The 26,189-nt window shown below is 59.0% G+C and carries 26 protein-coding genes; 23 read left to right on the top strand and 3 right to left on the bottom strand.

Annotated elements, in window-relative coordinates; translation table 11 throughout:
* Window positions 1-51 precede the first annotated feature (51 nt).
* Entirely contained in the window at window positions 52-1,065 is a 1,014-nt protein-coding gene (locus CWI75_RS08365) for an LLM class F420-dependent oxidoreductase (RefSeq protein WP_101521057.1), read from the bottom strand.
* A 256-nt stretch (window positions 1,066-1,321) separates the two neighbouring features.
* On the opposite strand from CWI75_RS08365, the gene moaC reads away from it, so the two are divergent.
* From moaC to CWI75_RS08430, 13 genes are all read left to right on the top strand, one after another.
* Window positions 1,322-1,810, top strand: coding sequence for a cyclic pyranopterin monophosphate synthase MoaC (moaC, locus tag CWI75_RS08370; RefSeq protein ID WP_101521058.1), 489 nt, complete (start codon window positions 1,322-1,324; stop codon window positions 1,808-1,810).
* Entirely contained in the window at window positions 1,810-2,061 is a 252-nt protein-coding gene (locus tag CWI75_RS08375; RefSeq protein ID WP_101521059.1) for a MoaD/ThiS family protein, read from the top strand. Before moaC ends, CWI75_RS08375 begins: the two co-directional genes overlap by 1 nt.
* A 4-nt stretch (window positions 2,062-2,065) precedes the next feature.
* A complete protein-coding gene (locus tag CWI75_RS08380) occupies window positions 2,066-2,530 on the top strand; it encodes a molybdenum cofactor biosynthesis protein MoaE (RefSeq protein WP_101521306.1) in 465 nt (154 codons plus the stop codon).
* 72 nt (window positions 2,531-2,602) lie between these two features.
* Window positions 2,603-3,079, top strand: a complete 477-nt coding sequence (locus tag CWI75_RS08385) for a flavin reductase family protein (RefSeq protein ID WP_101521060.1) — start codon at window positions 2,603-2,605, stop codon at window positions 3,077-3,079.
* Between the two features lie 60 nt (window positions 3,080-3,139).
* Window positions 3,140-3,682 (top strand): NUDIX hydrolase, encoded by a 543-nt coding sequence (locus CWI75_RS08390; RefSeq protein ID WP_101521061.1) that lies wholly within the window; start codon window positions 3,140-3,142, stop codon window positions 3,680-3,682.
* Between the two features lie 81 nt (window positions 3,683-3,763).
* Window positions 3,764-4,240 (top strand): thioredoxin-dependent thiol peroxidase, encoded by a 477-nt coding sequence (gene bcp, locus CWI75_RS08395; protein WP_101521062.1) that lies wholly within the window; start codon window positions 3,764-3,766, stop codon window positions 4,238-4,240.
* 7 nt (window positions 4,241-4,247) lie between these two features.
* Window positions 4,248-4,730, top strand: coding sequence for a (2Fe-2S)-binding protein (locus CWI75_RS08400; protein ID WP_101521063.1), 483 nt, complete (start codon window positions 4,248-4,250; stop codon window positions 4,728-4,730).
* Window positions 4,727-6,904: a xanthine dehydrogenase family protein molybdopterin-binding subunit gene (locus CWI75_RS08405; RefSeq protein ID WP_101521064.1), complete on the top strand. Its 2,178-nt coding sequence runs from the start codon at window positions 4,727-4,729 to the stop codon at window positions 6,902-6,904. Before CWI75_RS08400 ends, CWI75_RS08405 begins: the two co-directional genes overlap by 4 nt.
* Window positions 6,905-7,066: 162 nt before the next feature.
* Window positions 7,067-8,296, top strand: coding sequence for a cytochrome P450 (locus CWI75_RS08410; protein ID WP_101521065.1), 1,230 nt, complete (start codon window positions 7,067-7,069; stop codon window positions 8,294-8,296).
* Window positions 8,297-8,442: 146 nt separating this feature from the next.
* Window positions 8,443-9,315, top strand: a complete 873-nt coding sequence (locus tag CWI75_RS08415; protein ID WP_101521066.1) for an amidohydrolase family protein — start codon at window positions 8,443-8,445, stop codon at window positions 9,313-9,315.
* Between the two features lies 1 nt (window position 9,316).
* Window positions 9,317-10,081, top strand: coding sequence for a glutathione S-transferase family protein (locus CWI75_RS08420; protein ID WP_101521067.1), 765 nt, complete (start codon window positions 9,317-9,319; stop codon window positions 10,079-10,081).
* Window positions 10,082-10,119: 38 nt separating this feature from the next.
* Entirely contained in the window at window positions 10,120-10,569 is a 450-nt protein-coding gene (locus CWI75_RS08425) for a nuclear transport factor 2 family protein (protein WP_101521068.1), read from the top strand.
* 10 nt (window positions 10,570-10,579) lie between these two features.
* Window positions 10,580-11,290: a glutathione S-transferase family protein gene (locus tag CWI75_RS08430; protein WP_101521069.1), complete on the top strand. Its 711-nt coding sequence runs from the start codon at window positions 10,580-10,582 to the stop codon at window positions 11,288-11,290.
* 13 nt (window positions 11,291-11,303) lie between these two features.
* On the opposite strand, the gene CWI75_RS08435 is transcribed toward CWI75_RS08430, so the two are convergent.
* Window positions 11,304-12,998 carry a class I adenylate-forming enzyme family protein gene (locus CWI75_RS08435; protein WP_101521070.1) on the bottom strand — a complete coding sequence of 565 codons (1,695 nt, stop codon included), beginning with the start codon at window positions 12,996-12,998 and terminating at the stop codon, window positions 11,304-11,306.
* A 182-nt stretch (window positions 12,999-13,180) separates the two neighbouring features.
* Here CWI75_RS08435 and CWI75_RS08440 point away from each other — a divergent pair, with 182 nt between their 5' ends.
* The 7 genes from CWI75_RS08440 to thrH all read left to right on the top strand — a co-directional run bounded on the left by CWI75_RS08440 (window position 13,181) and on the right by thrH (window position 19,441).
* Window positions 13,181-13,963: an exodeoxyribonuclease III gene (locus CWI75_RS08440; RefSeq protein ID WP_101521071.1), complete on the top strand. Its 783-nt coding sequence runs from the start codon at window positions 13,181-13,183 to the stop codon at window positions 13,961-13,963.
* A 126-nt stretch (window positions 13,964-14,089) separates the two neighbouring features.
* The gene (gene yajC / locus CWI75_RS08445; protein WP_101521072.1) at window positions 14,090-14,425 is read left to right on the top strand and encodes a preprotein translocase subunit YajC; all 336 of its coding nucleotides are present in this window, start codon (window positions 14,090-14,092) and stop codon (window positions 14,423-14,425) included.
* Window positions 14,425-15,435, top strand: a complete 1,011-nt coding sequence (locus CWI75_RS08450; protein WP_101521073.1) for a 1-aminocyclopropane-1-carboxylate deaminase/D-cysteine desulfhydrase — start codon at window positions 14,425-14,427, stop codon at window positions 15,433-15,435. Before yajC ends, CWI75_RS08450 begins: the two co-directional genes overlap by 1 nt.
* Complete coding sequence (locus CWI75_RS08455) at window positions 15,432-16,754, top strand: alanine/glycine:cation symporter family protein (RefSeq protein ID WP_101521074.1); 1,323 nt, start codon at window positions 15,432-15,434, stop codon at window positions 16,752-16,754. The genes CWI75_RS08450 and CWI75_RS08455 overlap by 4 nt, the downstream gene beginning before the upstream one ends.
* Window positions 16,754-17,653 (top strand): 5'-nucleotidase, encoded by a 900-nt coding sequence (locus CWI75_RS08460; protein WP_101521075.1) that lies wholly within the window; start codon window positions 16,754-16,756, stop codon window positions 17,651-17,653. The genes CWI75_RS08455 and CWI75_RS08460 overlap by 1 nt, the downstream gene beginning before the upstream one ends.
* 112 nt (window positions 17,654-17,765) lie before the next feature.
* Window positions 17,766-18,740 (top strand): HTH-type transcriptional regulator CysB, encoded by a 975-nt coding sequence (cysB, locus tag CWI75_RS08465; protein WP_101521076.1) that lies wholly within the window; start codon window positions 17,766-17,768, stop codon window positions 18,738-18,740.
* Window positions 18,741-18,823: 83 nt separating this feature from the next.
* Window positions 18,824-19,441 (top strand): bifunctional phosphoserine phosphatase/homoserine phosphotransferase ThrH, encoded by a 618-nt coding sequence (gene thrH, locus CWI75_RS08470; protein ID WP_101521077.1) that lies wholly within the window; start codon window positions 18,824-18,826, stop codon window positions 19,439-19,441.
* A gap of 33 nt (window positions 19,442-19,474) precedes the next feature.
* Here thrH and pabB read toward each other — a convergent pair whose 3' ends face one another.
* Window positions 19,475-20,851 (bottom strand): aminodeoxychorismate synthase component I, encoded by a 1,377-nt coding sequence (gene pabB, locus CWI75_RS08475; protein WP_101521078.1) that lies wholly within the window; start codon window positions 20,849-20,851, stop codon window positions 19,475-19,477.
* Window positions 20,852-21,174: 323 nt separating this feature from the next.
* Between pabB and CWI75_RS08480 the strand changes: the two genes are divergently transcribed.
* The 3 genes from CWI75_RS08480 to mce are packed head-to-tail and all read left to right on the top strand — an operon-like array spanning window position 21,175 to window position 26,180.
* On the top strand, window positions 21,175-22,905 hold the full coding sequence (locus CWI75_RS08480) for an acyl-CoA carboxylase subunit beta (protein WP_101521079.1): 1,731 nt from the start codon (window positions 21,175-21,177) through the stop codon (window positions 22,903-22,905).
* A gap of 40 nt (window positions 22,906-22,945) precedes the next feature.
* On the top strand, window positions 22,946-25,759 hold the full coding sequence (locus CWI75_RS08485; protein ID WP_101521080.1) for an ATP-binding protein: 2,814 nt from the start codon (window positions 22,946-22,948) through the stop codon (window positions 25,757-25,759).
* Window positions 25,760-25,769: 10 nt separating this feature from the next.
* The gene (mce, locus tag CWI75_RS08490; RefSeq protein ID WP_101521081.1) at window positions 25,770-26,180 is read left to right on the top strand and encodes a methylmalonyl-CoA epimerase; all 411 of its coding nucleotides are present in this window, start codon (window positions 25,770-25,772) and stop codon (window positions 26,178-26,180) included.
* Window positions 26,181-26,189 lie beyond the last annotated feature (9 nt).

Genomic DNA, 26,189 nt, shown 5'->3' on the forward strand with positions numbered 1-26,189 from the left:
TGCATCCCTGTATTTTTATGTCCCCGCAATATACCTGCTGAGCCGGATGGGTTAAAGAACCAGCTCCGCCATTTCCCGCAAAAGTGCACTATCACCATTGATCAGCAGACTGGTGACAGGGGAGCTTTCCCAGTCCCTGATTTTTTCACGGATGCGGTCACGAGGTCCGCACAGCGAGATCTCATCGGCAAACCGGCTCGGTACCAGGGCAATGGCTTCGTCGCGTTTGCCGGCAAAAAACAATTCCTGGATCTGTTCCGCTTCGTCGGCAAAGCCCATTCGGGCCATCAGCTCCTTGTGAAAATTGCGTGCCTTTGAGCCCATGCCGCCGATATAAAATCCCAGCATCGCCTTTACCGGGTAGAGTGCTTCCTCCAGGTTGTCATTGATGTTGCACAGTACCAGCGCGGGAATTTCAAACCCGGGTTTGGCCGCCAGCAGCTGATCTGCGTATACCTCCTGGCGATAGGGTGAGTAATAAAGAGGTAACCAGCCATCCGCGATTTCCGCGGTCTGGGCCACGTTTCGGGGGCCCTCGGCGCCAATGAAAATGGGCAGGTCGGCCCTTAGCGGGTGGACAATGGGTTTTAGTGGCTTGCCCATCCCCCATGACCCGGGGCCGTGATAGGGCAGTGGGTAGAATTCACTGTCGCTGGTAACCGGTTGCTCGCGGGCGAGCACCTGCCTGATGATGTCGACATAGTCCCGGGTGCGAGTGACCGGTTTGCTGTAGGGCTGGCCATACCAACCCTCGACGACCTGGGGGCCCGATACGCCCAGCCCAAGCATCATGCGCCCTCCGGAAAGATGGTCCAGAGCCATGGCTGCCATCGCGCAGGCAGTGGGTGTGCGTGCGGACAACTGGGCGACCGCAGTGCCAAGGCGAATGCGTGATGTCTGGCTGCCAATCCAGGCCAGCGGGGTAAAGCAATCATTACCCCAGGATTCCGCCACCCAGACCGAATCGAAATCAAGACGCTCCGCTTCCTGTGCCAGGGAGACCAGGTTCGGCGGTGGTTGTGCGCCCCAATAGCCGAGCTGTAATCCCAGTGTCAGTTTGCTCATTTTCCTGTCCTCTTGTTATGGCGTCGTTGCGCTGCAGCGATATGATCCCTGGCCAACCCAGCTATCCCTCATTCTTTCAGCCCTGTTGAATGGGCTCCAGTGGTGGCTGTCATGCAGCAACTTTACCGGAATCCCCTTGGCTGGCAAGCTCACATTGCGGCCATGGCTCCTGTCTTAAGCGCTCAGCACTGGTGTTATTTTTATGGCTGATTGGATACACTGACGTTTGCGATTTTGCAGGATACGGAGCAGGGCAATGGCGGAACTCACCCACCTGGATGCGTCTGGCACCGCACGCATGGTGGATGTGGGCGATAAGGCGATAACACAGCGTGAAGCAGTGGCTACCGCGCTGGTGTGCATGCAGCCCGAGACCTTCAGCCTGTTGCGCCAGGGGGGGCACGCCAAGGGCGATGTGCTCACGGTGGCTCGCATTGCCGGCATCCAGGCCGCCAAAAAATGCGCCGACCTCATTCCCCTGTGCCATCCGCTGATGCTCAACAGCGTTGATGTGGACTTCCTCCTTGACGCAGAGGCCAACGCGGTAAGGATTACCGCGCGCTGTAGTCTCAGCGGCAAGACCGGCGTTGAAATGGAGGCGCTGACAGCAGCCTCGGTAGCCGCGCTCACTATCTATGACATGTGCAAAGCGGTCGACAGGGGCATGGTGATCCGCGAACTTGGCCTGGCAGAAAAACTGGGCGGCAAGTCCGGGCACTGGCGCCGCGAACAGGGCCCCGACTGATGATACGGGTACGGTTTTTTGCCCGGGTGCGTGAACAGCTGGATTGCGAACTGCTTGAGCTGCCCTGGGAGCCCCGGTATGGCACCCTTGACGGATTGCAGGCGGCACTTGAGCAACGCGGCGAGCCCTGGGGGGATGTGTTGCGCCAGCCTAACCTGATCCGCGCGGTCAACCAGGCAGTAGTAAGCACCAACGCGATACTCCAGGCGGGTGACGAGGTGGCTTTTTATCCTCCCGTCACGGGTGGTTAGGCCCTTGGTCCGGGACCGGTTTGCAGTATCCATTCAAACGGAACCGTTCGTTACCGAAGCCCTGCAGAAGGCGCTTCACGAGCGCGAGGCCGGGGCCATTGTCACCTTCACCGGCTACGTTCGCGCGTGCAATGATGGGGCGGCAATAACCGCCCTGGAACTGGAGCATTATCCCGGCATGACCGAAAATAGCCTGCGTGCGATTCTTGATGAGGCTGCACAGCGCTGGTCGGTTCTGGCGGCGACTGTCGTGCATCGGGTGGGCCTGCTGGCGGTGGGAGAGCCTGTCGTTTGGGTGGGTGTCAGCAGTGCGCATCGTGGCGACGCGTTCACTGCATGTGAATATGTAATGGATTACCTGAAAACCGAGGCGCCTTTCTGGAAAAAAGAACATGGCGACACAGGCAGCAGGTGGCTTGAGGCCCGCGCCAGCGATAGCGAACGGGCCCGGCGCTGGCAGCTACCCTGAACGGGGGATGCGCGCGGCGGCGAGATAATTTGAACTGAACAGTCATAATTACGGTATATACAGGAGTAACACATGGAACTGGACGGACGTGAACTGCGCAACGCCCTCGGGTGTTTTGCAACCGGGGTATGTTTGATAACCCTTGTTACCGAGGAGGGAGAAGCCCTGGCGTTAACCGCGAACTCGTTCAGCTCGGTATCACTGGATCCACCACTGGTGCTTTGGAGCCTGCAGAATAACTCGGATGTATTCGACGCCTATGCCAAAGGCGGGCACTTCGCCATTAATGTGCTGGCAGGTAACCAGCAGGAGCTGTCCTCGCGCTACGCGCGCAAGGGGGATCACGTACTGGAGCCCGATCACTATTCGCTGGGGGCTACCGGTGCCCCTGTGGTAACAGACGCCCTGGTGACATTTGAGTGCAGTCTTGAGGCGACCTATCCAGCGGGTGATCACCTCATTATAGTCGGTCGCGTTGAAGCAATGCAGAAGCGCGAAGAAGTGGAACCACTGTTGTTTTTCGGCGGGGCCTACCGGGCTTTGGCCTGACACGGGCATGGGGTTCTGGTTAACGGTTTCACAGGCATCTGAAATAGATATGGGAATGCAATGAAGTTTTGTACCAGTTGTGGCAGCACGGTGGGCCTGCAAGTGCCGGAGGGCGATGATCGCCAGCGCTTTGTCTGTACGGTCTGTGCCGAAATTCACTACATCAATCCCCGGGTTATTGTCGGGTGTTTGCCGGTTCACGAGGGACGGATACTGCTGTGCAAGCGCGCCATCGAACCGCGACGCGGGTACTGGACGTTGCCGGCGGGATTTATGGAGAATGGCGAAACCACACTCCAGGGTGCTGCCCGCGAGACCTGGGAAGAAGCCCGCGCCCGGGCTACGGATATGGAGCTGTACCGTGTGTTTGATGTGCCCCACATAAGCCAGGTATACATGTTCTATCGCTGTGGCCTGGCTGAGGGCGCCTATGGGGTCGGTCCCGAAAGTACTGAGACCGAACTGTATCGGGAAGATGAGATCCCCTGGGACGAAATCGCATTCCCGGTAGTACGGGAAACGCTAAGGGAATACTTCGCCGACGCGGCCAGCGGCCATTTCCCGGTGAGGGTTTCGGCAATAGAGCCGCGCCAGCGCCTCTAGGTTCACTGGCGGGGCCGATTTCGGGATCGACAGGGCTTTGTAACAGCACAGTGTTTTTATCAGCGGATCAATGGAGAGTACATGGCATTTCCCAAGATAGGCAATCTGGCACCGGCATTTACGCTCCAGGACCAGGAGGGTAACCGGGTTAGCCTGAAACAGTTTCGAGATAGCAAGAATGTGGTGCTCTATTTCTATCCCAAGGCGATGACCCCCGGCTGTACGGTGCAGGCCTGCGGCATTCGCGACAGTAAACAGGCGCTGGACGATCTCGATACGGTCGTATTGGGCGTGAGTCCGGATCCGGTGGCGCGACTGGGTAAATTTATTGACAAGCAGGATTTGAATTTCACCTTGTTGTCGGATGAAGACCACGCGGTTGCCGATAAATACGGTGCCTGGGGTCTGAAGAAATTCATGGGGCGGGAGTTCATGGGAATACTCAGGAGCAGTTTCATTATCGGCAAGGATGGCCGGCTCAGGCATGTCATGTCGAAAGTGGCCACCAAATCCCATCACGACGATATTGTTGCCCTGATCAAAGAACTGAAACTCTGAGGATCGCATGATCGAATTTCACCTCAATGGCCGTGGACGCTCTCTTGATACGGACCCGGCCACGCCATTGCTCTGGGTGATTCGCGACACACTCGGCCTGACCGGCACCAAATTCGGTTGTGGCATGGGTGTTTGTGGTGCCTGCACGGTGCATCTTGACGGCGAGGCGATACGCAGTTGCGTGACACCGCTGTCCGCAGCGGCCGGCAAGGCAGTGACGACCATAGAGGGGCTGGGTGGGGATCATCCATTGCAGCGGGCCTGGGTGGCGCACAATGTGCCCCAGTGCGGCTATTGTCAGTCCGGCCAGATCATGGCCGCTGCGGCCTTGCTGGCCAGTAACCCGGCTCCCGATACCGACGAGATTCGCCAGTCCATGGCGGGGAATCTGTGCCGCTGTGGCACGTATAACAAGATTCAGCGTGCCATTCACAGTGCCGCGGATAGCATTGCCCACTGGCAACCGGATGCGCCGGAGCCACAATCATGAGCCTCAGTCGGCGGCGGTTTATCCGTAATGTATCGGTTACCGGCGGTGCCTTTGTGATTGGTTTCCAGCTCGCGGGCTGCTCGGGCAAGCCGCCGGAGCTGGGGCAGCCCGGAGATTTTGAACCCGATGCTTTCCTGCGTATCAATCCCGATGGCCAGGTAACTGTGCAGATCGCCAAGGCTGAAATGGGCCAGGGTATTGTCACCGGTATGGTGACGTTGGTGGCCGAGGAGCTGGAGCTTGACCCCCAACAGATCCACTATGAAATGGCTCCGGTGCACAGTGCCTTTGCGGATCCCGAAATGCGTCTGCAAATCACCGGTGGCAGTGCGTCAATCCGTATCTATTACGACATTTTACGGCAGGTGGGGGCTTCTGCCCGGGAAACCCTGGTAGCGGCGGCGATGGCGCAAACGGGATTGCCCCGGGCCTCGCTGATCGCGGAAAACGGCATGGTCCACGCAGTCGATGGCAGTGTGGCGATTGCCTACGCAGAGCTGGTCCCTGTTGCCCGAACGCTGCCGCTGGCTGCCGATGTGGTATTGAAGGAAGCGGCTGACTTTCGCCTGATTGGTCGCTACGAACAGCGCGTGGATGCCCTCTGCAAGAGTGACGGCAGCGCTCGTTTCGGCATGGACGTTGCGCCGGAGAATTGCCTGACCGCAGTCCTGTTGCGCTGTCCCTGGTTTGACGGTGAGGTGGTCGCGTTCGAGGCTACCCGGGCGCGGGCCATGGCCGGCGTGGTGGCTGTGTTCGCCACCGCCTATGGTGTGGCAGTGGTCGCCGAGGGTTATTGGCAGGCCAGCCAGGCAGCGGCAAAGGTCGAGGTTGAATTTACCCCGCCCGCCAGTGGGCTGCGCGATAGCAAAGCCATTGCCGAGGCCATGACGGCAGCCCTCGACGGCGATGATTTTGCCTCGGTGCGCAATGATCAATCCGGTGCTGAAGCGGGAGCAGGGCAGCGGGTACAGGGGCGTTATCATGTTCCCTTCCTCGCCCATGCACCGATGGAGCCCCTTAACGCCACCTGCCGGATTGGTAATGACGGCTGTGAAATCTGGGTGGGCAGCCAGGCGCCGGATATTGCCCGTGACGCCGCCTCCCGTGAACTGGGTATTCCCCGGGAGCAGGTAGTGGTGCATAACCAGTTCCTGGGCGGTGGCTTCGGCCGTCGCGCCGCGGCGGATAACGTGGCCGAGGTGGCGGCAATTGCCAGGCAGTTGCAACGTCCGGTGAAGCTGGTGTGGAGCCGGGAGGACGACATCCGGCACGACTGGTACCGGCCGGCGATGGCGGGGCAGCTGCAGGCAGAGGTACACGGGGACGGCAGCATCAGTCATTGGCAGCATCGTATCGTCGGTCCCAGCATCAACCAGCAGGTGTTGCCCGAATTCGCCAAAAGCATGCTCCCGCAATGGGTGCCGGGTGCTGCCCGGAAATTGATCGGTGATGTTGCGGCAGGCAAGGATTTTGCTTCGGTAGAGGGGGCGGACGAGCTGCCTTACCGGTTTGATGGGGTGAGTGTGCAGTACCATAACCTGCCGGTGCCCGTGCCGCTTGGGTACTGGCGTTCCGTTGGCCACAGCCATACCGCATTTGCTGTCGAGAGCTTTATCGACGAGCTGGCACATGCCGCCGGCGCCGACCCGGTAGTGTTCCGGCGCAGGCACCTGCCTGCAGATTCCCGCCAGCGCCGGGTACTGGATGCCGTGGCCGAAGCCGCCAATTGGGGCAGTCCCGCGCCTGGTCGTTTCCAGGGTGTTGCGGTGCACGAATCATTCCATTCGGTGGTTGCCGAGGTCGTTGAGCTATCTCTGGGGGACAACGGCACACCGCGGATCGAGCATGTATATTGTGCGATAGAGTGTGGCCAGGTCATCAACCCCGACATTGTCCGCGACCAGATGGAGGGTGGCATTGTGTTCGCCCTGAGCGCTGCACTCTACGGGGAAATTACCGTGGAAAAGGGGGCGGTACAGCAGAGCAACTACCACGACTACCCGATGCTGCGCCACAATGAAATGCCGTCAATGACGGTTGTTATTATCGACAGCAACGCAGCACCCAGTGGTGTGGGTGAGCCCGGCACCCCACCCGCCGCGCCGGCCCTGGGTAATGCCCTGTTCGCCGCCACCGGCGTCCGCCAGCGTCGCCTGCCCTTCAAATTGGGCTGACCGTTGCCTCGGTCGGCATTCCTGCCGCCGGGGCTGGTGGCGACATTAAATCGGTTCCCCGGGTACTGTACATGTGCCGCTATTACGCTAGACTAGGGCGCTAACTAATAACCATTAGTAGCACTGTCACGCAACGGCCACGCCGTTGCCAGGAGCGTATGTATGTCCGGTTGCCCTCACTTCGACCTCAATAATCCCGATACCTATCGCGGCGGCCAGCCCCGCGAAATCTACCAGTACTTGCGCCGCGAACAACCGGTGTACTGGCATGAACCCAGCGCTGACCTCCCGGGCTACTGGGTGATTACCCGCCAGGCGGATCTGGACCTGGTATCAAAAAATCCGCAGCTGTTCTCCTCGGCCGAGCGTACCTGCATGCTGCATGAGCCGGACGAGGGCGATCTCGAGTTAATGCGCACCCAGATGATCAACATGGATCCACCCAATCACCTGAAGTATCGGCGTCTGGTACGCAGTGCTTTTACACCACGCAAAGTTGACAGCTATGAACCCGGGTTCCGAAAACTGGCAGTGGATATCGTTGAACGGGCAGTGCAGGGTGGTCGCTGTGATTTCGTCGAGGATGTCGCTGCCGGCCTGCCCTTAATGGCGATTTGCGAGTTGATGGGCGTACCCCAGGACAAGCGCCAGCGCCTGTTCGAACTCACCAACATCATGATTGGGATGGATGATCCGGATCTTGCGATGTCGAAAGAGGATGGCATGAACGCGATGATCGAGATGTTCATGATTGGCATGGAGATAGCCGCCACCCATCGTGAACACCCCGAAGATGACATTGTGAGTGTGTTGCTCAACGGTACGGTGGAAGAGGAACCACTGACTGATGACGAATTCTGCAATTTCTTCCTCCTGTTGATAGTCGCCGGTAACGAAACCACCCGTACTGTCACCAGCCACGGTATGCGGCTGCTGCTGGAGCATCCGGACCAGTACCAGCAGCTGGTGGACAACCCGGCGCTGATTCCCGATGCGATCGAGGAGTTCCTGCGCTACAACCCGGCGGTGATTGCCTTCCGCCGCACTGCCATGGCCGACACGGAAATTGGCGGTGTTGCGATCAAAAAGGGCGACAGGGTGCAGTTGTTTTACGCCGCTGCGAGCTCTGACGAAAATGTGTTTGCAGATCCTGAACGCTTCGATATTCTCCGGAACCAGCGCGAGGACGTGCGCAACGAGCACCGCGCCTTTGGTATCGGCCAGCATTTCTGCATGGGCTCGCATCTGGCGCGCCTCGAGCTGAGGGTCATCTTTGAGGAGATCGTCCGCCGTATCCGCAACCCACGCCTGGATGGTGACATTGACTGGTTGCGCTCGAACTTCATCAATGGCATCAAGCATATGCCGATCACCTTCGATACCGTCGCCTGAACGCCCGCTGCTTTGGCACTTGTCGGTAGCCCGGTTCACGGTATTGTGCCCCGGGCCAGATTGTCCCTGGTGCAGGACTCGCCGGGCTTGGTGTGGCCGCGTTCGCAGCGCACAATGGGCCACCTGTAACCAAAGGAGAATCTGCAATGCCCATGCCCAAGGATATTGGCGTTATCGACCTGATGCTGGCTGTTCCCGGTGATGATAACAGCCACTTTTACGAGTGGATAAAGCCCATGCTCATGGATAAGCAAAGCCATGAAATGTTCAAGATGCCGGCCCAGTACATGTTCAAGGACATTCCTCAAATCGAGGGCCAGGATGATTATATTGCCTATACCGTCGCGCAGATGGACAAGCACAATATCGATCGCGCCATGATCGGCATCGGCCCCTACGCCGAACAGCACAAAGAGGCCCTGCGCCGCTACCCGGACCGTTTTTTTGCCTGCTACGAAGCCAACCCCAACAACGGGATGGATGAGGTTCGCGCCATCGTCGCCCTGCACGAGGAGTTCGATATTAAGGCGGTTACCGCATCACCGGCCATGATCTGTCCCCCCGTGCCGGTTGACGACAAAAAATGGTACCCCATATATGCCAAGCTGGTAGAGCTGGACATACCTTTTTGTCCCTGTATGGGTATTCCCGGCCCGCGGCTGCCGTTTGGGCCGCAGAAAGTTGAGCTGCTGGATGAAGTGCTGTGGTTTTTCCCGGAACTCAAAGTGGTGACTCGCCACGGTTGCGAGCCCTGGACCGATGTTGCCTGGAAGCTGATGCTCAAGTACCCGAACCTGCATTACATGACCAGTGCCTTCGCACCAAAGCATTATCCCAAGGATATCGTCCATTTTGCCAATACCCGTGGCTCAGACCAGGTGATGTATGCGGGTTACTTCCCCATGGGGCTGTCGCTGGACCGCATTTTCAGCGAAATGCCTGAGGTCCCGTTTCGCGACGAGGTATGGCCCAAGTTCCTGCGGGAAAATGCCATCCGCGTGTTCAAGCTGGACGCCTGAGGTGGAGTATCTTGACGTTGAACAGGCGGTTGCGGCACCCGGATTGCGCCTCGTGCTTACCGCCGGAGTACCCGGCCCCTGGGGTGAAGCGGCCAAAGCCATCTTTTCCTGGAAAGGGCTGGACTACCTTGCGGTTCGCCAGGAAGGTGGTGGTGAGAACATCGCGCTGCGCGCCTGGACCGGACAGGATTCCGCACCGGTAGCCATTTTTGAACAGCAACCGCCGGTGTCCCACTGGCTGGATTTGCTGCATCTGGCGGAGCGACTGGCACCGGGAAAACCGCTATTGCCTGACGCTGCTGCCGGGCGGGCCGATGCCCAGGGCCTGTCGGCCATGATCGCAGGGGTCGATGGTTTTGGCTGGCTGCGGCGCCTGCAGATGCTGGCACCGGCGATGTCGATGGCCGAGCCGCCGGCCCCGATAGCGCGGATGGCAGCAAAGTATGGCTGGAGTCCCTCCGCCGCAGAGGCCGCCACTGACAAGCTGCAGGATATATCCGCTTTGCTCGATGGGCGCCTGGCCTCCCAGGCCTCGAGCGGTAGTCCGTATTTTGTCGGTGATTCGGTAACGGCGGTCGATTTTTACTGGGCCAATTTCGCCGCCATGGTGAAGCCGTTGCCCGCGGACGTTAATCCCATGCCCGATTACATGCGCAGCATTTACGAATCCGGCTCAGCAGAGGTTATGGCCCTGTTGACCCCGAGGCTCGAGGCCCATCGCGATCTCATGTATCGGGACCATATTGCCCTGCCGCTGGATTTCTGACCCCGGCGTTACCTGACACACACTCGGAGCCCAATAATATGATGTCACAACAACAGCTTTCCGATCGCCTTGAAATACAGGACCTGGTCGTTCAATACGCGCACATTATCGATAGTAAAACCTTTGATGAGTTGCGTGAGGTCTTTACTGAAGATGCCCATGTCGATTACTCGGCCTTTGGCGGCGGTGTTGGTAATCTGGAGGAAACCATCACCTATCTCAAGGAGGCCGTGGCCGACGCCATCTTTCCCAATACCCAGCACCTTAACGCCAATGTCCATGTCACTCTGCATGGGGATAGCGCAACCGGCCGGGTGATGTGTTTCAATCCGATGGAAATGGCCATGCCCGATGGCCATCGGCAGGTGTTTTTTCTCGGTCTGTGGTACCTGGATGAATATCGGCGCACGGCTGATGGCTGGCGTATGTGCCGCCGCGAGGAAGAGAAAAGCTGGGTGTTCAACGCGCCTGATTTCATGAATCTTTGAAGGACTTACCATGATTGACCTGTACACCGCGCCCACGCCCAATGGCTACAAGGCGTCCATTGCACTGGAGGAAATGGGGCTGCCCTATGAGGTGCATACGGTTGACCTGCGCAAGGGTGAACAGAGGGAACCCGCTTTCCTGAAGATGTGCCCGAACGGCCGTATTCCCGCCATTACTGACCGTGATGAAGATAATTTCGCGGTCTTCGAGTCCGGGGCAATCATGATTTACCTGGCGGAGAAAAGTGGCAAATTTCTGCCTGCCGATGTTCGCGGGCGCTCGCGTGTCATCCAGTGGCTGATGTTCCAGATGGGCGGTATCGGCCCGATGATGGGGCAGGCCAATGTCTTCTATCGCTACTTCCCCGAGAAAATCCAGCCCGCGATTGACCGTTACCAGGCCGAGGGCAGGCGGTTGTTTGAGGTACTGGATACACAGCTGGCCGAACATGAATTTCTGGCGGGCGATTACAGTATTGCCGATATGGCCAATTGGGCCTGGGTGCGCACCCACAGCTGGTCGGGGATATCCATTGCCGGCCTCGATAACCTGTCGCGCTGGATGGGGGCGATCTCGGCGCGACCGGGTGCCCGCGCCGGTGTTAAAGTGCCGGTGGATATTGCCGAGCTGATGGATGCCAAAAACAAGGAAGATGCTGACAGCTTCTCCCGCAATGCCCGCTCCATGGTCCTGGGGGCCGATTCTCCTAGCGGGGATTGACCTCAAGCCCCATTCAGCGACTCGCCAGATGCGCCTCGCGTATGTCGCGCTTGAGCAGCTTGCCTGTGGCGTTGCGTGCGAGCGGCCCCGGGCTGAGTAACCATTGGGTGGGTACCTTGAAACCCGCGAGATGTTCCTTCAGGTAGGCCTGTAGCGCCTCGGGGTCGACATCCGGTTCCCCGTAAACCGTGGCGGCCAGTTCCTCGCCCAGCACAGGGTGGGGCAGGCCGTAGACCGAGGCCTCGCGTACTTGCGGATGTGCGGTGAGCACGCCTTCCACCTCAATCGGGTAGATATTTTCCCCGCTGCGAATAACCATGTCCTTGATCCGGTCGACAACATGGACAAAGCCATCCGCGTCCACGAAACCGATATCGCCGGTATGTACCCAGCCGTCGACAAAGGTTTCGGCAGTGGCTTCGGGAAGATTCCAGTATTCGCGCACGTTGGTCGGGCTGCGCACCACGAGCTCCCCGGCCTCGCCCGGTGGCAGGGGGTTGCCGGCAGGATCGATTGCACGCATTTCCACGATGGGTGATACCGTGCCGGCACACTCCGGACGCAGTCGATAGGCTTCGCCGGTGCAGCTGCTGCCGGTGGCATTGGTTTCGGTCATGCCATAGCCGGTGCCGGGGTAGGCATGGGGTACCTTGCTGTAGATCAAATCCTTCAGGTGAGGGGGGCAGGCAGTGCCACCGGCACCCAGCGAAAACAGGCTGCTGGTGTCAGTCGTTGCGAAACGGGGTGATTCGAGCAGGGCGATGGTCATCGCCGGCACACCGGTGAACACAGTGATACGCTCTCGCTCAATCACTTCAAGGGCCGCTTCCGGGTCCCACTTATACAGAATGCTGGTTTTGCGTCCGCCGCGGAGGTTGAGCAAAAACACGGCGTAGCAACCGGACACATGGAACAGGGGCACGGCGAGCAGAGTGGAGGGCTCGAACCCGGAAGACATCATCTGGCCGATAATCTCGGGGTTGGCCATGGCGGACAGATAACCCATCAGCTCGAAGTTGTACAGGGCCTGGGCGATGGCAAAGTGGGTGGACGCCGCGCCCTTGGGTTTGCCGGTGGTGCCGGAGGTATACATGATCATGGCCAGGTCGTCCGGACTGATCGCGACCTCCGGGCGCTCGGCGGGCCAGGCCAGAGCATCGGTCCAATGGGTGGCTTGAGCCACCGTGGGGGTACCCCGCGCCACGACAGCGTGGCAGCCCAGGCTTGCCAGCTGGGGCGCGATAAGGTCCAGGCGTTCGCTATCGCAAAACACCAGGCGAGCGCCGGCGTCGGTCAGGGCATAGGTCAGTTCTTCCGTGCGTCCCCAGCTGTTCAGGGGTACGGCCACGCCACCGACGGCAACGATGGCGGCAAAGGCGATCATCCATTCCGGGTAGTTGCGCATGGCAATGGCGACCCGGTCGCCCGGTGCTATCGCCCGTTCCCGCACCAGGTAGTTGGCCAGACGGTCCACGGCCTGGAAGAAGTCGTCAAAGGTGTAGCGCTCATCATTGTAGGTGACAGCGACTTTGCTGCCATGGGCGCGGCCTGCATCCAAAGCTTCGCGCAGGTTGGGCGGGGCATTGCGGTAACAGCGAACAGTGACCCCATTGGCCTGGCAGGTACCGAGTTCAAAGGGTGCTCCGGGGCTGGTCAGCTGTTCGGTGGCGGCGTGCAGGCGGCTGGTGATTTCGGTGACATCATTCATGCGGGTGTGATTGCTCCGGAGATCGACTGGCGTTAGCGTATGTTATGTATATTTTACAGGGATTGGCGATAATACACAGCCCGGGCGCTGGTTGGCAGCGGGCTGTTGCGGGTTCCGGCCAATTGAACCCGGTTGGTCCATTCCGTTACACTGCGGGCCATTCTGCGATGGCTGGGCTACCTATGGCGACAATTATCACCTGTAACACCAACGGCATCCGCTCGGCGGCGCGCAAGGGCTTTTTCGACTGGCTGGCGCAACGCAATGCGGATGTGGTGTGTATCCAGGAGACCAAGGCCCAGGAACATCAGCTGGGAGACGCTGTATTTTGTCCCGAGGGGTATCATTGCTTTTATAACGATGCCGAACGCAAGGGCTACAGTGGCACCGCGCTCTACAGCAAGACCGAGCCCCGGTCGGTGGTTACTACGCTGGGATGGGATCCGGCAGACTCAGAGGGACGTTACCTGCAGGCCGATTATGACGGGGTGAGCGTCATCTCCCTGTATCTGCCTTCGGGTACCAGCAGCGATGCGGCCCTGCAAAAAAAATACGGTTTCATGGAGCACTTTTTCGAACACCTGCGGACCCTGCGTCGCAAGCGCCGCGAGTTTATTATCTGTGCCGACTGGAATATCTGCCACCAGAATATTGATTTGAGAAACTGGAAGGCAAACCAGAAAAACTCGGGGTTTTTACCGCAGGAGCGTGCCTGGCTGGACAAGGTGTATGACGAACTGGGCTACCGGGATGCCTTTCGCCTGGTGAATCAAGAGCCGGATCAATATACCTGGTGGTCCAATCGCGGCCAGGCCTGGGCCAAAAATGTGGGTTGGCGACTGGATTACCAGGTTGTTACCCCGGGCCTGGTGCCCGCCGTAACCGGCGCCGAAATTTACACGGCGGAACGTTTTTCCGATCATGCGCCGCTGGTCATGCACTATGATCTTGAATTGCATCCCTGAGACCATCCGGCCTCCGGTCAACCCGTCTTCAGATTGCAGCAGTCGGGGAATCACTGTACATTTACCGGCTTTCGGGGCAGCAGTAACGGCCCCTTCGTCCACTATTACTAACCAGGGAAATTACTCATGAGTTTATTCATTGCCAGCGCCCATGCCCAGGCGGAAGGAGCCTCTGCGGGAGGCGGGGAAATATTCCAGATAGTGTTTCTTGTCGGCCTGTTCGCCCTCTTTTACTTCATCGCGATCCGGCCCCAGCGCAAGCGCCAGAAAGAGCATGCGCAAATGGTGGCCGCACTCTCCAAGGGAGACGAAGTAGTGACCAGTTCCGGTATTCTTGGCCGGGTCACCTCCCTGGATGACAATTACATGGTACTCAACGTGGCCAATAACGTGGACATGAAGTTCCAGCGTATCCACGTGCACGCCATTCTGCCCAAGGGAACCCTCAAGTCCATTAGCTGATGGTATCGCTTGGGTACCCGCCGAGGGTTGAGCTCGCCACCCGGCCAACGCCGCTGCAGTATCTTGAGCGGGCCAGTCAGCGCTGGGGCCGGGGTCACAGGCTCTGGGTAAAGCGGGACGACCTGACCGGCTGCCTGCTGAGCGGCAACAAGGTTCGCAAGCTGGAGTTTATTGTGGCCCATGCCCTGGAGCAGGGTTGCGATACCCTCATTACCTGCGGCGGACTACAAAGCAATCACTGCCGGGCAACGGCTTTTGCCGGTGCCCAAATGGGGCTGGCGGTGCATCTGTTACTGCGCGGCGAGCAACCCGCCGGCAGCGAGGGCAACTACCTGCTCGATCAGTTGGCGGGGGCAACCATCAACTGCTACCCAAAGCGCCAGTATGTAGCTGAGTTGCCTGCCCTGTTCGAGCACTGGCAGGCGCATTACCGGGCCGCCGGGCGCAAGGCACTGGTAATACCGACCGGCGGCAGTGACGGCCTCGGTATCTGGGGTTATATCGCAGCCTGTGATGAACTGGCGGACGACCTTGCCGGGGCCGATATCGCCTCTGCGCAACTGGTGACCGCCACCGGTTCCGGTGGAACCCAGGCGGGGCTGACCGTTGGTGTGGCGCTGCAGCAATTGCCATTGACCGTCTGGGGCATCAACGTCTGTGATGACGAACAGTATTTTCTTGACAAGGTCGCCGCCGATGTCGCTGATTGGCAGGCCCGCTATCCTGATATGCCCGCGCTTGATTATGAACCACGGATAATCGACGGCTATGTCGGTAGCGGCTACGGTATTGCTGCCCCAGAGGTGTTCAGCCTGATTGCGGAGCTCGCCGCGCTCGAGGGATTGTTGCTGGACCCGGTGTATACCGGCAAGGCATTTTTCGGAATGGTCCGGGAAATAGCGGCGGGACGCTTCGGCGATTGCCGGGACATTGTTTTTCTACACACCGGTGGCGCTTTCGGGGTTTTTCCCCAGGCGCGGGGTTTTGACTTACCAGGGAAGGTGCAATGACAGACTTCATGACAACGGTTAACAGCTGGGCCTGGGGCCCGGTGATGCTGGCGCTGCTGCTCGGTACCGGGCTTTATTTGAGTATCGGCTTGCGCTTTCTTACCCTGCGCCATATCCCGCGCGCATTTGCGCTGTTGTTCGCCGGCCGCGAAGGCCATGGCAAGGGCGATATATCACCTTTCAGTGCACTGATGACCTCGCTCTCCGCCACTATCGGTACCGGCAATATTGCCGGCGTCGCCACAGCGCTGGCGCTGGGTGGGCCAGGGGCACTGTTCTGGATGTGGATCACCGCCCTGGTGGGCATGGCTACCAAGTACGCCGAGGCCGTATGCGCGGTACGTTTTCGCGAACAGGATGCCGAGGGCAACTATAGCGGTGGCCCGATGTACTACATTCGCAACGGCTTACACAAGCGCTGGCACTGGCTGGCGTGGGCCTTTGCCATCTTTGGTTCCCTGGCGGGTTTTGGTATTGCCAATACGGTGCAGTCCAATTCGGTATCCCAGGTACTGAGCGATTCCTTTTCCGTGCCGCCCCTGTTAACCGGCCTGGTCCTGATGGTGCTGGTGGCCGCGGTGATCCTGGGTGGCGTGCGCCGCATTGCCCGGGTCGCAAGCTGGCTGGTGCCGATCATGGCCCTGAGTTACATGCTGATGGGGCTGGTTGTCATTTTGATGCACATCAGCGAGGTGCCCGCGGCAGTGGCCTTCATCGTCGAGTCGGCCTTTACCGGTTCGGCGGCGGCCGGCGGCTTCGCCGGCGCTACCATCTGGGCAGCCATCCGTTTCGGTGTTGCCCGCGGTATCTTTTCCAATGAGGCGGGTCTCGGTAGCGCGCCAATTGCCCACGCGGCGGCGCGCACCGACCAGCCGGTACAGCAGGGCATGATCGCCATGCTGGGCACGTTTATCGATACCCTGATCGTTTGTACCATGACCGGGCTGGTGATTGTGATCATGGATGTTTTGCCATCCGGCATCAGCGGCGCCAGCCTTACCTCCATGGCCTTTGGCAATGCGCTGCCCGGCGGGGAATATGTGGTCACTGTTGGCCTGTGCCTGTTCGCCTTTACCACGATGATCGGCTGGTCATTCTATGGTGAGCGCTGTGCGGTCTTTCTGTTTGGTGTGCGTGCCAGTATGCCTTTTCGCCTGCTCTGGGTGCTCGTTATTCCCGTGGGGACACTGGTGGAACTGGAGCTGGTCTGGCTGATTGCCGATACGCTCAATGCTTTCATGGCACTGCCCAACCTGGTGGCTCTGTTGCTGTTGGGCCCGCTGGTGTTCCGCATCAGTAAAGAGTATTTTAAAAGCTGATGATGCCTGCAGCCGACAACAAGCTCGTTATCGCGATTTCCTCGCGTGCGCTGTTTGACCTTGATGAAAGCCATTCCGTTTACCGGGAGCAGGGCCTGGAGGCTTACTCCGAGTATCAGGTGGCACGCGAAGAGCAACCGCTGGAACCCGGCGAGGGCTTCCCGCTGGTACAGAAGTTACTACGCCTCAATACCCTGTTGGGTGACCGGACCCAGGTTGAAGTCGTGCTATTGTCCCGCAACAGTGCCGATACCGGCCTGCGGGTTTTCAATTCAATCCAGCACTACGACCTGGCGATCAGCCGCGCCGCCTTTTGTGGGGGTGAGAGCCCCTGGCGCTATATCAATGCCTTTGGCTGCCAGCTGTTTTTGTCGAATGAAGCTGAAGACGTACGCTACGCGCTCAACTGCGGCGTTGCTGCCGCAACCCTCGTTTCCAACAAGGCCGGTAACAGCAGCTCAGACCAATTGCGCTTTGCCTTTGACGGCGACGCGGTGGTCTTTTCCGATGAGGCTGAACGGGTATTCAAGAGTGAAGGGCTCGAGGCATTCAGCGCCAGCGAACGCGCGGCCGCACGCACCCCGTTAAGCGGTGGTCCTTTCAAACCCTTCCTCGCCGCTTTGCATCGACTGCAGCAAGCGTTTCCCGCCTCTGAAGCACCGATTCGCACGGCCCTGGTGACAGCGCGATCCGCGCCGGCACATGAGCGGGTGATCCGTACGCTGAGGGCGTGGAACATTCGCATCGATGAGTCCATCTTTTTGGGTGGACTGAACAAAACCGAATTCCTGCGGGCCTATGAGGCAGATGTTTTTTTCGATGACCAGGAAACCCACTGCCAGCTGGCGGGGCCCCATATTGCCACCGGTCACGTTCCCCATGGGGTAGCCAATAACTGAAGCCCCGGTTGGTTATTCCATTGTATTTGCACAAACGCGTATTTAAACACTATTCTGTATAAGCCTGGTTGGCCAGTAATTGGCCGTGGCCGTTTTTTAATCGGAGCGTTTCATGAAATTGCAGCAACTGCGTTATATCTGGGAAGTCGCGCATCATGACCTGAACGTCTCGGCCACGGCACAGAGCCTTTATACCTCGCAGCCCGGCATCAGCAAGCAGATCCGGTTGCTGGAGGACGAGCTGGGGGTGGAGATCTTTGCCCGCAGTGGCAAGCACCTCACCCATGTTACACCCGCCGGTGAGGCGATCCTGCAAACTGCGGGAGAAGTGCTGCGCAAGGTAGAGAGCATCAAGCAGGTTGCCCAGGAATATTCCAACGAAAAAAAGGGCAGCCTGTCGATTGCAACCACGCATACCCAGGCGCGTTACGCGCTCCCGGCCACCATCCGTTCCTTCATCGAGCGTTATCCGGACGTGTCCCTGCATATGCACCAGGGCACACCGATGCAGATTTCAGAGCTGGCGGCGGACGGCACCGTCGATTTTGCCATCGCGACCGAAGCGCTGGAGCTGTTCAGTGACCTGATCATGATGCCCTGTTATCGCTGGAACCGCTGTGTGCTGGTGCCTCGCGGGCATCCGCTGACCAAACTCGCTGAATTGACCCTGGAGGATGTGGCCGCGCATCCCCTGGTTACTTACGTATTTGGCTTTACCGGCCGTTCCAGGCTGGACGAGGCCTTTCTGGCACGCGGCCTGGTGCCCAGGGTGGTATTTACCGCGACTGACGCCGATGTTATCAAGACCTACGTACGGCTTGGCCTGGGGATCGGCATTGTCGCCGCGATGGCCCACGATGAGCAGGCGGACTCTGACCTGGTGGCGCTGGATGCAAGCGCACTTTTTGCCAGCAGCGTAACCAAAATCGGCTGCCGGCGCGGTACTTTCCTGCGCGGCTACATGTACGACTTTATCGAAGACTTTGCCCCCCACCTTACCCGCGATGTGGTCAGGGAAGCCTTTGCGCATCCCGGCAAAACGGAACTCGATGAGCTCTTTGCGGATATTGAGTTGCCCGTTTACTGATTATTTGACGTCCTCGCCCTTGTGGCCGGGAGCTGGCTTGGTTAGATTGTGCCGCTTTCTGGAACTGCTTGGGAGAACGACACGTGGAATTGGCTTGCCTGGATCTGGAAGGTGTTCTGATACCGGAAATCTGGATTGCTTTTGCCGAGCGCACCGGCATTGAAGAGTTGCGCGCAACCACCCGGGATATCCCCGATTATGACGTATTGATGAAGCAGCGCCTGCGCCTGCTTGACCAGCACGGCCTCAAGCTTGATGACATCCAGGCAGTCATTGCCACTTTGGAACCCCTGCCCGGCGCGGCCGAGTTTCTCGATTGGCTGCGTGCGCGTTTCCAGGTGATTATCCTGTCCGATACCTTCTATGAGTTTTCCGCGCCGCTGATGCGACAACTGGGCTGGCCGACGCTGTTGTGCCACAAGCTGGTGGTGGACGAAGGCGGGAGCGTGATCGATTATACCCTGCGCCAGAAAGACCCCAAGCGTGCCTCAATACAAGCCCTGCACACACTCAATTACCGGATTATCGCCGCGGGCGACTCCTACAATGACACCACTATGCTGGGGGAGGCGGATGTGGGGTTGCTATTCCACGCGCCGCAAAATGTGATTGACGAATTCCCGCAGTTCGAAGCGGTACACAACTTTCCCGCTCTCAAGGCTGCATTCATCGCCGCCAGTCATCGCAGCCTGACCCTGTAGGCATTTCCCCGACCGCGACGGTGGAGCCCGCCGTTATCGGGGAGCGTGGGTGCCGAAGCGCTGTTCGAGGGTACTGAAGAAGCGACCGACCTTGTCCCAGGTCTCTTGGTATTCCTGGTCGCCGTTGGAATCCGCGACGATGCCGCCACCGCCCCAGCAGCGTATATCGCTGCCCTCGCAAAGCAGGCTGCGGATGGCAATGTTGCTGTCCATGCGTCCGTCTGCGCTGATATAGAGCAGTGATCCACAATAAGCCTCGCGGCTACAGGGCTCCAGCTCGGCAATGATCTGCATGGCACGGCGCTTGGGTGCCCCGGTGATGGAGCCGCCGGGGAAACTGTCGCGCAGCAGTTCCAGGGGGCCGCGGTTCGCTGCCAGTTCGCCACGGATAGTACTTACCAGATGGTGTACCGTCGGGTAACTTTCCAGCTCGAACAGTTTCTCAACATGGATACTGCCCGGTACACAGCTGCGCCCGAGATCGTTGCGCAGCAGATCCACAATCATCAGGTTCTCTGCCCGGTCCTTGGGACTCTCCCGCAACTCCCTGGCGCTGCGCAGGTCGCGGTCGGGGTCGGCGTAACGTGGCCGGGTACCCTTGATGGGACGGGTTTCAACCTGGCGGCCCTGGACGGACAAAAAACGTTCCGGCGACAGGCATAGCAGGGCGCTGTCCCCGCCGAGGTCAACATAGCCGGAGAACGGTGCCGCGGCGACCTCGCGCAGGACCCGATAGGCAATCAGAGGATCGCCGCTGTAGCCCGCCCGGAACCGCTGTGCCAGGTTTACCTGGTAGCAGTCCCCGGCCTGGATGTATTCCTGGATCCGCTCAAAGGCGTGCCGGTACTCGGCACGGCTGCTGTCCGGCAAAAAACCGCTGTGTAACCTGAAAGTCCCGGGTTGCCGCGCGCTCGCACCAGGACCCAGGCACTGCCGAATGTCCCGGCGCCGGGCAGGGGAAACCCAGGGCAGCGATACCAGTACCGTGCGCTTTAGCAGGTGGTCCTGGATGACGCACCAGTCGTAGGCTGCAAGCCGGATCGGGGGCATGGCTGCCACGGTCGGGTGATGCGGCGTGATACCGTGCAGGGCATTGCCCGGTTCGTAGCCAATGTAGCCCAACAGGCCGCCACAGAAAGGCAGGCCCGGATCAGCCGGGGTGATGCCCTGGTAGCGCTCGCGATGCCAGCTCGCCAGGTTGGTGAAATAGCGGTCAAGATCGACGCCGTCGGTGGCCACAGGTGCCGCGGGCGAGTCCATGCTGGCCTCCGCCACCAGAATGTCATAACGTCCGCCGGCGGCCCAGGGCTGGGCGCTGTCCAGCCACACGGCATCGCCAAAATGGCGCAGGCGCTCGAATAACGAGCCGCTGTCCGGCTGCCAGTGGAGCTCGTCAAGCTGCAGATTCACGGGCGACACCGTGCTACGGGCCTGTTATTGTTACTGCCCTCGGAGTGCAATGGCACGTTTGCGTAGGAAATTGACAAAAAATCTACGCATTTATAGGCATGTTTTCGGTTAATACATTGCATATGCAGCTTCTGGACGTGTCGCATTTACGGCGCTTAAATTGACTTTCAGGCGGCTTGGAATTAATCTGGGTCGCCGAATTCAGGCAGGTTTGCCATCGTAAGCCGCGCCACCGTCGCGTGTAAACCCGGGAACCTCGACAGAAGATACAGGCAGCTGCCGGTTTTTTCGAGCCGGCAGGCATCAGCATGGATGACAGAACTATGACAAGTAATACAACAGACCTGGTCGCATCGCTCAGCAACCCTTTTGCGACGCATGATGAACGTGAATTCAAGGTGCCGGGGCAAGTGGCTTCCGAGCCCGGTCTCTATGAAAAGGCACTGAAGGCCGGCTGGGAGATGCAGCAGCGTCCACTGCAGGCGGCAGGCGTTAAAAGTATCCAGCGTCAGCACCAGAAAAACCGGATGACCGTCTGGGAGCGGATTGAATACCTCGCCGATGAAGCGCCCACCGTGCTCTACCAGAACTGGGGGCCGAACCTGGATGGCGCGTCCCTGGTTACTGCCCTGATCAAAATCGGGGGTCGGGACGTGGCGATTTACGGCCACGACTTTACCGTGCGCGCCGGCTCCATGGACGCGACCAACGGCAAAAAGCTGGCCCGCCTGTTTGAGCTGGCCGCCAAGCGCAAGATCCCATTAGTGGGCCTCAATGATTCAGCCGGTGCCTATATTCCTGCCGGCGTCGGTGGCCTCGATGGCTATGCGGATGCCTTTACCGCCCTGCGCAAGATCAGCGGCGTGGTGCCCAGCATCATGTGCATGTTCGGCTTCAATGCCGGTGGCGGCTCTTACCTGCCGCGGCAGGGCAGTTTCCTGATCCAGCCCAACGAGACATTCTTTGGCCTCACCGGCCCCGGTGTGGTGAAGTCCGTGCTTGGTGAAGACGTTACCGCTGACGAGCTCGGTGGCCCCGGGGTTCACAGCCAGAGCGGCGTCACCGATTTTGTGGTTCCCGACGAAGTCGCCGCCCTGCGCAAGGTGCGCGCACTGCTCAACTATCTGCCAGGCAACAACGATAGCGCACCGCCGTACCAGGCCTCTTCGGATCCGGTTAGCCGCAAGACCTGGGATATCGACATCCTGCTGAAAAAAGCCTTCAATTCCTCAACCGGTTACAACACCCCGTTTGATATTGGCATCCTGATCCAGCAACTGTGTGACCACGGTGATTTTATTGAGCTGCAGGCCGAGCGTGCTCGCAATACGATTACTGCGCTGGGTCGTATGGGGGGGAATGTGGTGGGTTTTGTTGCCAATAATTCGGCAGTCGCCTCCGGCCAGATCGATATCGCCGCGGCCTACAAGAACGCGCGTTTTATCCGCTTTTGCAATCTCTACAATATTCCGGTGATATTTCTCGAAGACACCACCGGCTTCCTGCCCGGTCGTGAACAGGAGGCCAGGGGTATTGTGCAGGCGGGCAGGGCGATGCTGGATGCCATTGTCGACCTGCGCACACCGCGCTTCCTGGTGCTGGTCCGCAATGCCTTTGGCGGTGCCTATGCATCCTATAACAACTATGCCACCGGCGCCGACTTCGTGGTTGCCCTGCCCACTACCCGGGTGGCGGTAATGGGGCCTGCAGGTGTCGAGTATGTGTACAAGGATGAACTGCGCAAGATTCGCGGCAGCCTGGCGGAAAAAATCACCGCCGAAACCCGTGCCCAGGTCAGTGCCGGCCTGGCCCCGGATGAAGCGCGGGAGATGGCCGAACAGCTGGTGACCGTCTGGGCACGGTCGGAAGAACAGCTTCTGGCCCAGCGTTACGAACAGGAGTTAATGAATCCCAACGAGGCTTTGAGCCTGGGTTCCATCTCCCAGATCGTAATGCCATCAGACCTGCGCCATGTGCTGGCGGAGCATATGGATTTTTGCCTGCGTCACTATACGCCGGAACCGCTCACTTCAGTGCAGCGTGAATTCCACTAGTCGTCGCTCGAAACAACCAGCCAGATTGAGGAAATAACACGTGTCCAACGAACACTATCTGCGCAACCCGCTCATTCATCGTGATCGCCGTCTGGGCAAGAGTCGCTCCACCTGGGTGGCCGGCTTTGATTGCAGTGACCTGCGTCCGCTGATTATCTGTCGCGGGCCGATTCGCAAGGAGGCCATGGATGTCTTTACCGAGATGGGTATTGTGCATTTTGGTATTCTGCTGTCGGAAAAAGACTCCATTGTCTACCAGAATGCACTGGCGCCGGAATTGCGCTCCCTGACGGATCCTGACCGCATACACCGGGTGCCGGACTACACCGGTGCCAACAAGGAGGAGCGCAACGAGCGCATTGCCCAGATAATCAGCATTGCCCGGGACAATGATTACAATGCCATCTTCGCCGGCTACGGCTTCATGGCCGAGGACGAGGGCATGGTAGCCGCCATGGAACGCGCCGGTCTCAACTTCATCGGCCCCTGTTCGCGCACCGTGCACGACGCCGGGCTCAAGGATGAAGCCAAGCGCACTGCACTCAAAACCGGCGTGTCGGTTACCCCGGGTATTGATAACGCCACCGCGTTGACCCTGCTCAAGAAGCATCCTGATGTCGCCGCACTCAAGGCGCTCTGTGACATGCATGGCCTGCCAGTTGATACCGCGAAGCTGGACGACGATTCGATAAGCCTCGAAGACAAGGCCGACTTCGTACTGGCGGCGTCGTACAACCAGGGTATCGATCTCTATACCGTTGAAGAGCTCAGCGATACCCTGGTGGAAGCGGTAAAGCGCATGCAGGCCGACTACCCCAGGAATCGTGTGCGCCTGAAGGCGATCAGTGGTGGCGGGGGTAAAGGTCAGCGTATCCTGGGAATAGGCCAGTATGAGCGCACTGCCGAGCTGGTCCGGGAAATTCTCAACGAGGTCAAGACCACCGGTGTTGGCGACAACAAGAACGTACTGGTCGAGCTGAATATCGAGACTACCCGTCACCAGGAAATACAGGTGCTGGGTAACGGTGACTGGTGTGTCACCCTGGGCGGCCGCGATTGTTCGCTGCAGATGCACGAGCAAAAACTGCTGGAAGTATCGGTGACTGTTGAATCCCTGCGCGCTGCCATTGCCGAGGCGGAAACTACCGGCAAGGCGACAGAAGCCGAAGTCCTGCGCCAGGACCTCGCGACACTCGAGGAAATGGAAGACGAGGCGTCGCGTTTTGGTGCGGCCGTCGGGCTTGATTCCGTCTCCACCTTCGAGTGCATCGTGGACCGCGACAAGCATTTCTTCATGGAAATGAATACCCGTATCCAGGTTGAGCACCGGGTTACTGAACTGTGTTATGCCCTCAAGTTCACCAATCCGGATCTTGACGATGACTATTTCGTGGTTGAATCACTGGTTGAAGCGATGGTGCTGCTTGCAGTACACGGTCCCCACCTGCCCAGGCCGACCCGGCTTCTGCGCCACAACGACAGTGTCGAAGCGCGGCTCAATGCCACGGACCAGGCGCTGAGGCCCAGCGCCGGCGGTATTATCGAAGACTGGAGCGATGCGCTGGAAGGCGAGATTCGCGATGACCAGGGTATCAGCCTGCATAATCCCGATACCGATGTATTCATGAAGTACACCCTGGCCGGCGCTTATGATTCCAATATCGCGCTGCTCCTGACGGTCGGTGACAGCCGGCTGGACACCTACCAGAAAATGGCTGAAACCCTTCGCCGCACACGCATGCGAGGCAAGGAGCTGGCGACCAACCTGGAGTTTCATTACGGGCTGGTGAACTGGTTCATCGGCCAGAATATCAATGCCCGGCCGACCACCCGGTTTATTGTGCCCTACCTGACCCTGGTGGGTGCATTGAAAGACCAGGCGAATAATATTGATCTTGAGTTTGCCTGGCGCGAAATCTGCCAGCAACAGCTCAAGGGTCACAGTGAGGTCGCCGCCAAGGGATTGCAAAGCAGTGTTGAGCTGAAAAAGACCCTGTTAATGCGGCCGCTGCAGCAGTTGCTGGATTCGCCTCACATACTCAGCGGCTGGCTCAGTATCAATCGCGACTGTTATACCCTGATCGAGGGCAAGGTCTGCTGGAACGAAAACCCGATCGAGCTGTTGGCGGATACCTATCATTTTTTGAATATGGATTACGTACCTGGTGCCCCGGCGGCGAGCATGATCTGGGATCACGACCACGACATTCTGCAGGAGGCGCTGGATTTCTATACTGAGCTCAACAATCGTCTTGATGCACCCGACTGGATTGCCCTGCAAACCCAGCTTGACACTGAAGAGGCGCCTGCCGGTATGTCGGGCAGTACCTGGACGCAGGTGCGCGCTGCCCATAAGGGTTTCCAGGCAGGCGTGGACATTATGGCGGTATTGCCCAGCATTGCCGAGGCAATCCGTTATTTTGATCTTGGCGTAAACACGGACCTGAGCATTCACATTCCGGACCAGTTACTGGACGAGGATCTGCAAACGCGCATGGCCAAGGTACTGGTGCCCCCGGTGACGGCCCGTGCGGATGAGATCCTGGCGGAAAGCGGGGGTATGTTCTACGGCCGCGAGTCGCCGGAGCATACGGTCTATGTCAGCGAGGGCGACCAGTTTGCCGCTGGTGACCCTCTGTATATTGTTGAAGTGATGAAGATGTTCAACAAGGTCTATGCACCTTTCGCCGGTACGGTGGAAAAGGTCCTGGTGGAAACGGACGGGGTCATCATTCAAAAAGGCCAGCCGTTGTTCAAGATCACCCCGGACGAAAAAATCGAAGTGATTTCCCCCGAGGCCGTCGCGGCGCGCAAGCGCGAGCTTACCGCAGGCTTCCTGCAACAAGTGATTTGAGAGATAAGCCATGATTACAGCCCTGGACCATATTGCCATCGCGGTGCCTGACCTTGAAAAGGCGATCAAGCGCTTCATGGAAGACTTTGGCCTGCCTTTCGAGGGCACCGAAGACGTGGTGGCGGCAAAAACCTCGACCGCGTTCTTTCCGCTGCCGCCGACTAATATCGAGCTGGTGCATCCGCTTGACGGCGAGGGGCCGATTGCCGGCTACCTGGAAAAGCGTGGTGGCGGCCTGCATCACCTGTGCTTTCGCTCGGACAATATCGAGGACGACGTGGCCCGCCTGAAGGCGAAGGGCTACCAGTTTCTGGCCGATGCACCCAGCCCCGGCGCCCATGGTTCCCGTGTTATTTTTATTCACCCCAGAAGCTGTGACGGCGTTCTGATCGAGATTAACCAGCCCGGCGAAGAACACTGACAGGCTCGC

The organism is Kineobactrum sediminis (assembly GCF_002868715.1).
Lineage (GTDB): Bacteria > Pseudomonadota > Gammaproteobacteria > Pseudomonadales > Halieaceae > Kineobactrum > Kineobactrum sediminis.

What these genes read in the sequence shown, in the direction of transcription:
- CWI75_RS08440 (WP_101521071.1), top strand. Translation starts at nt 13,181, where the DNA reads ATGGCGACAATTATCACCTGTAACACCAACGGCATCCGCTCGGCGGCG.
- CWI75_RS08425 (WP_101521068.1), top strand. Translation starts at nt 10,120, where the DNA reads ATGATGTCACAACAACAGCTTTCCGATCGCCTTGAAATACAGGACCTG.
- CWI75_RS08450 (WP_101521073.1), top strand. Translation starts at nt 14,425, where the DNA reads ATGGTATCGCTTGGGTACCCGCCGAGGGTTGAGCTCGCCACCCGGCCA.
- CWI75_RS08385 (WP_101521060.1), top strand. Translation starts at nt 2,603, where the DNA reads ATGGAACTGGACGGACGTGAACTGCGCAACGCCCTCGGGTGTTTTGCA.
- CWI75_RS08390 (WP_101521061.1), top strand. Translation starts at nt 3,140, where the DNA reads ATGAAGTTTTGTACCAGTTGTGGCAGCACGGTGGGCCTGCAAGTGCCG.
- CWI75_RS08410 (WP_101521065.1), top strand. Translation starts at nt 7,067, where the DNA reads ATGTCCGGTTGCCCTCACTTCGACCTCAATAATCCCGATACCTATCGC.
- CWI75_RS08400 (WP_101521063.1), top strand. Translation starts at nt 4,248, where the DNA reads ATGATCGAATTTCACCTCAATGGCCGTGGACGCTCTCTTGATACGGAC.
- CWI75_RS08455 (WP_101521074.1), top strand. Translation starts at nt 15,432, where the DNA reads ATGACAGACTTCATGACAACGGTTAACAGCTGGGCCTGGGGCCCGGTG.
- moaC (WP_101521058.1), top strand. Translation starts at nt 1,322, where the DNA reads ATGGCGGAACTCACCCACCTGGATGCGTCTGGCACCGCACGCATGGTG.
- CWI75_RS08480 (WP_101521079.1), top strand. Translation starts at nt 21,175, where the DNA reads ATGACAAGTAATACAACAGACCTGGTCGCATCGCTCAGCAACCCTTTT.
- CWI75_RS08415 (WP_101521066.1), top strand. Translation starts at nt 8,443, where the DNA reads ATGCCCATGCCCAAGGATATTGGCGTTATCGACCTGATGCTGGCTGTT.
- CWI75_RS08430 (WP_101521069.1), top strand. Translation starts at nt 10,580, where the DNA reads ATGATTGACCTGTACACCGCGCCCACGCCCAATGGCTACAAGGCGTCC.
- CWI75_RS08405 (WP_101521064.1), top strand. Translation starts at nt 4,727, where the DNA reads ATGAGCCTCAGTCGGCGGCGGTTTATCCGTAATGTATCGGTTACCGGC.
- cysB (WP_101521076.1), top strand. Translation starts at nt 17,766, where the DNA reads ATGAAATTGCAGCAACTGCGTTATATCTGGGAAGTCGCGCATCATGAC.
- CWI75_RS08460 (WP_101521075.1), top strand. Translation starts at nt 16,754, where the DNA reads ATGATGCCTGCAGCCGACAACAAGCTCGTTATCGCGATTTCCTCGCGT.
- bcp (WP_101521062.1), top strand. Translation starts at nt 3,764, where the DNA reads ATGGCATTTCCCAAGATAGGCAATCTGGCACCGGCATTTACGCTCCAG.
- CWI75_RS08375 (WP_101521059.1), top strand. Translation starts at nt 1,810, where the DNA reads ATGATACGGGTACGGTTTTTTGCCCGGGTGCGTGAACAGCTGGATTGC.
- mce (WP_101521081.1), top strand. Translation starts at nt 25,770, where the DNA reads ATGATTACAGCCCTGGACCATATTGCCATCGCGGTGCCTGACCTTGAA.
- yajC (WP_101521072.1), top strand. Translation starts at nt 14,090, where the DNA reads ATGAGTTTATTCATTGCCAGCGCCCATGCCCAGGCGGAAGGAGCCTCT.
- CWI75_RS08365 (WP_101521057.1), bottom strand. Translation starts at nt 1,065, where the DNA reads ATGAGCAAACTGACACTGGGATTACAGCTCGGCTATTGGGGCGCACAA.
- CWI75_RS08435 (WP_101521070.1), bottom strand. Translation starts at nt 12,998, where the DNA reads ATGAATGATGTCACCGAAATCACCAGCCGCCTGCACGCCGCCACCGAA.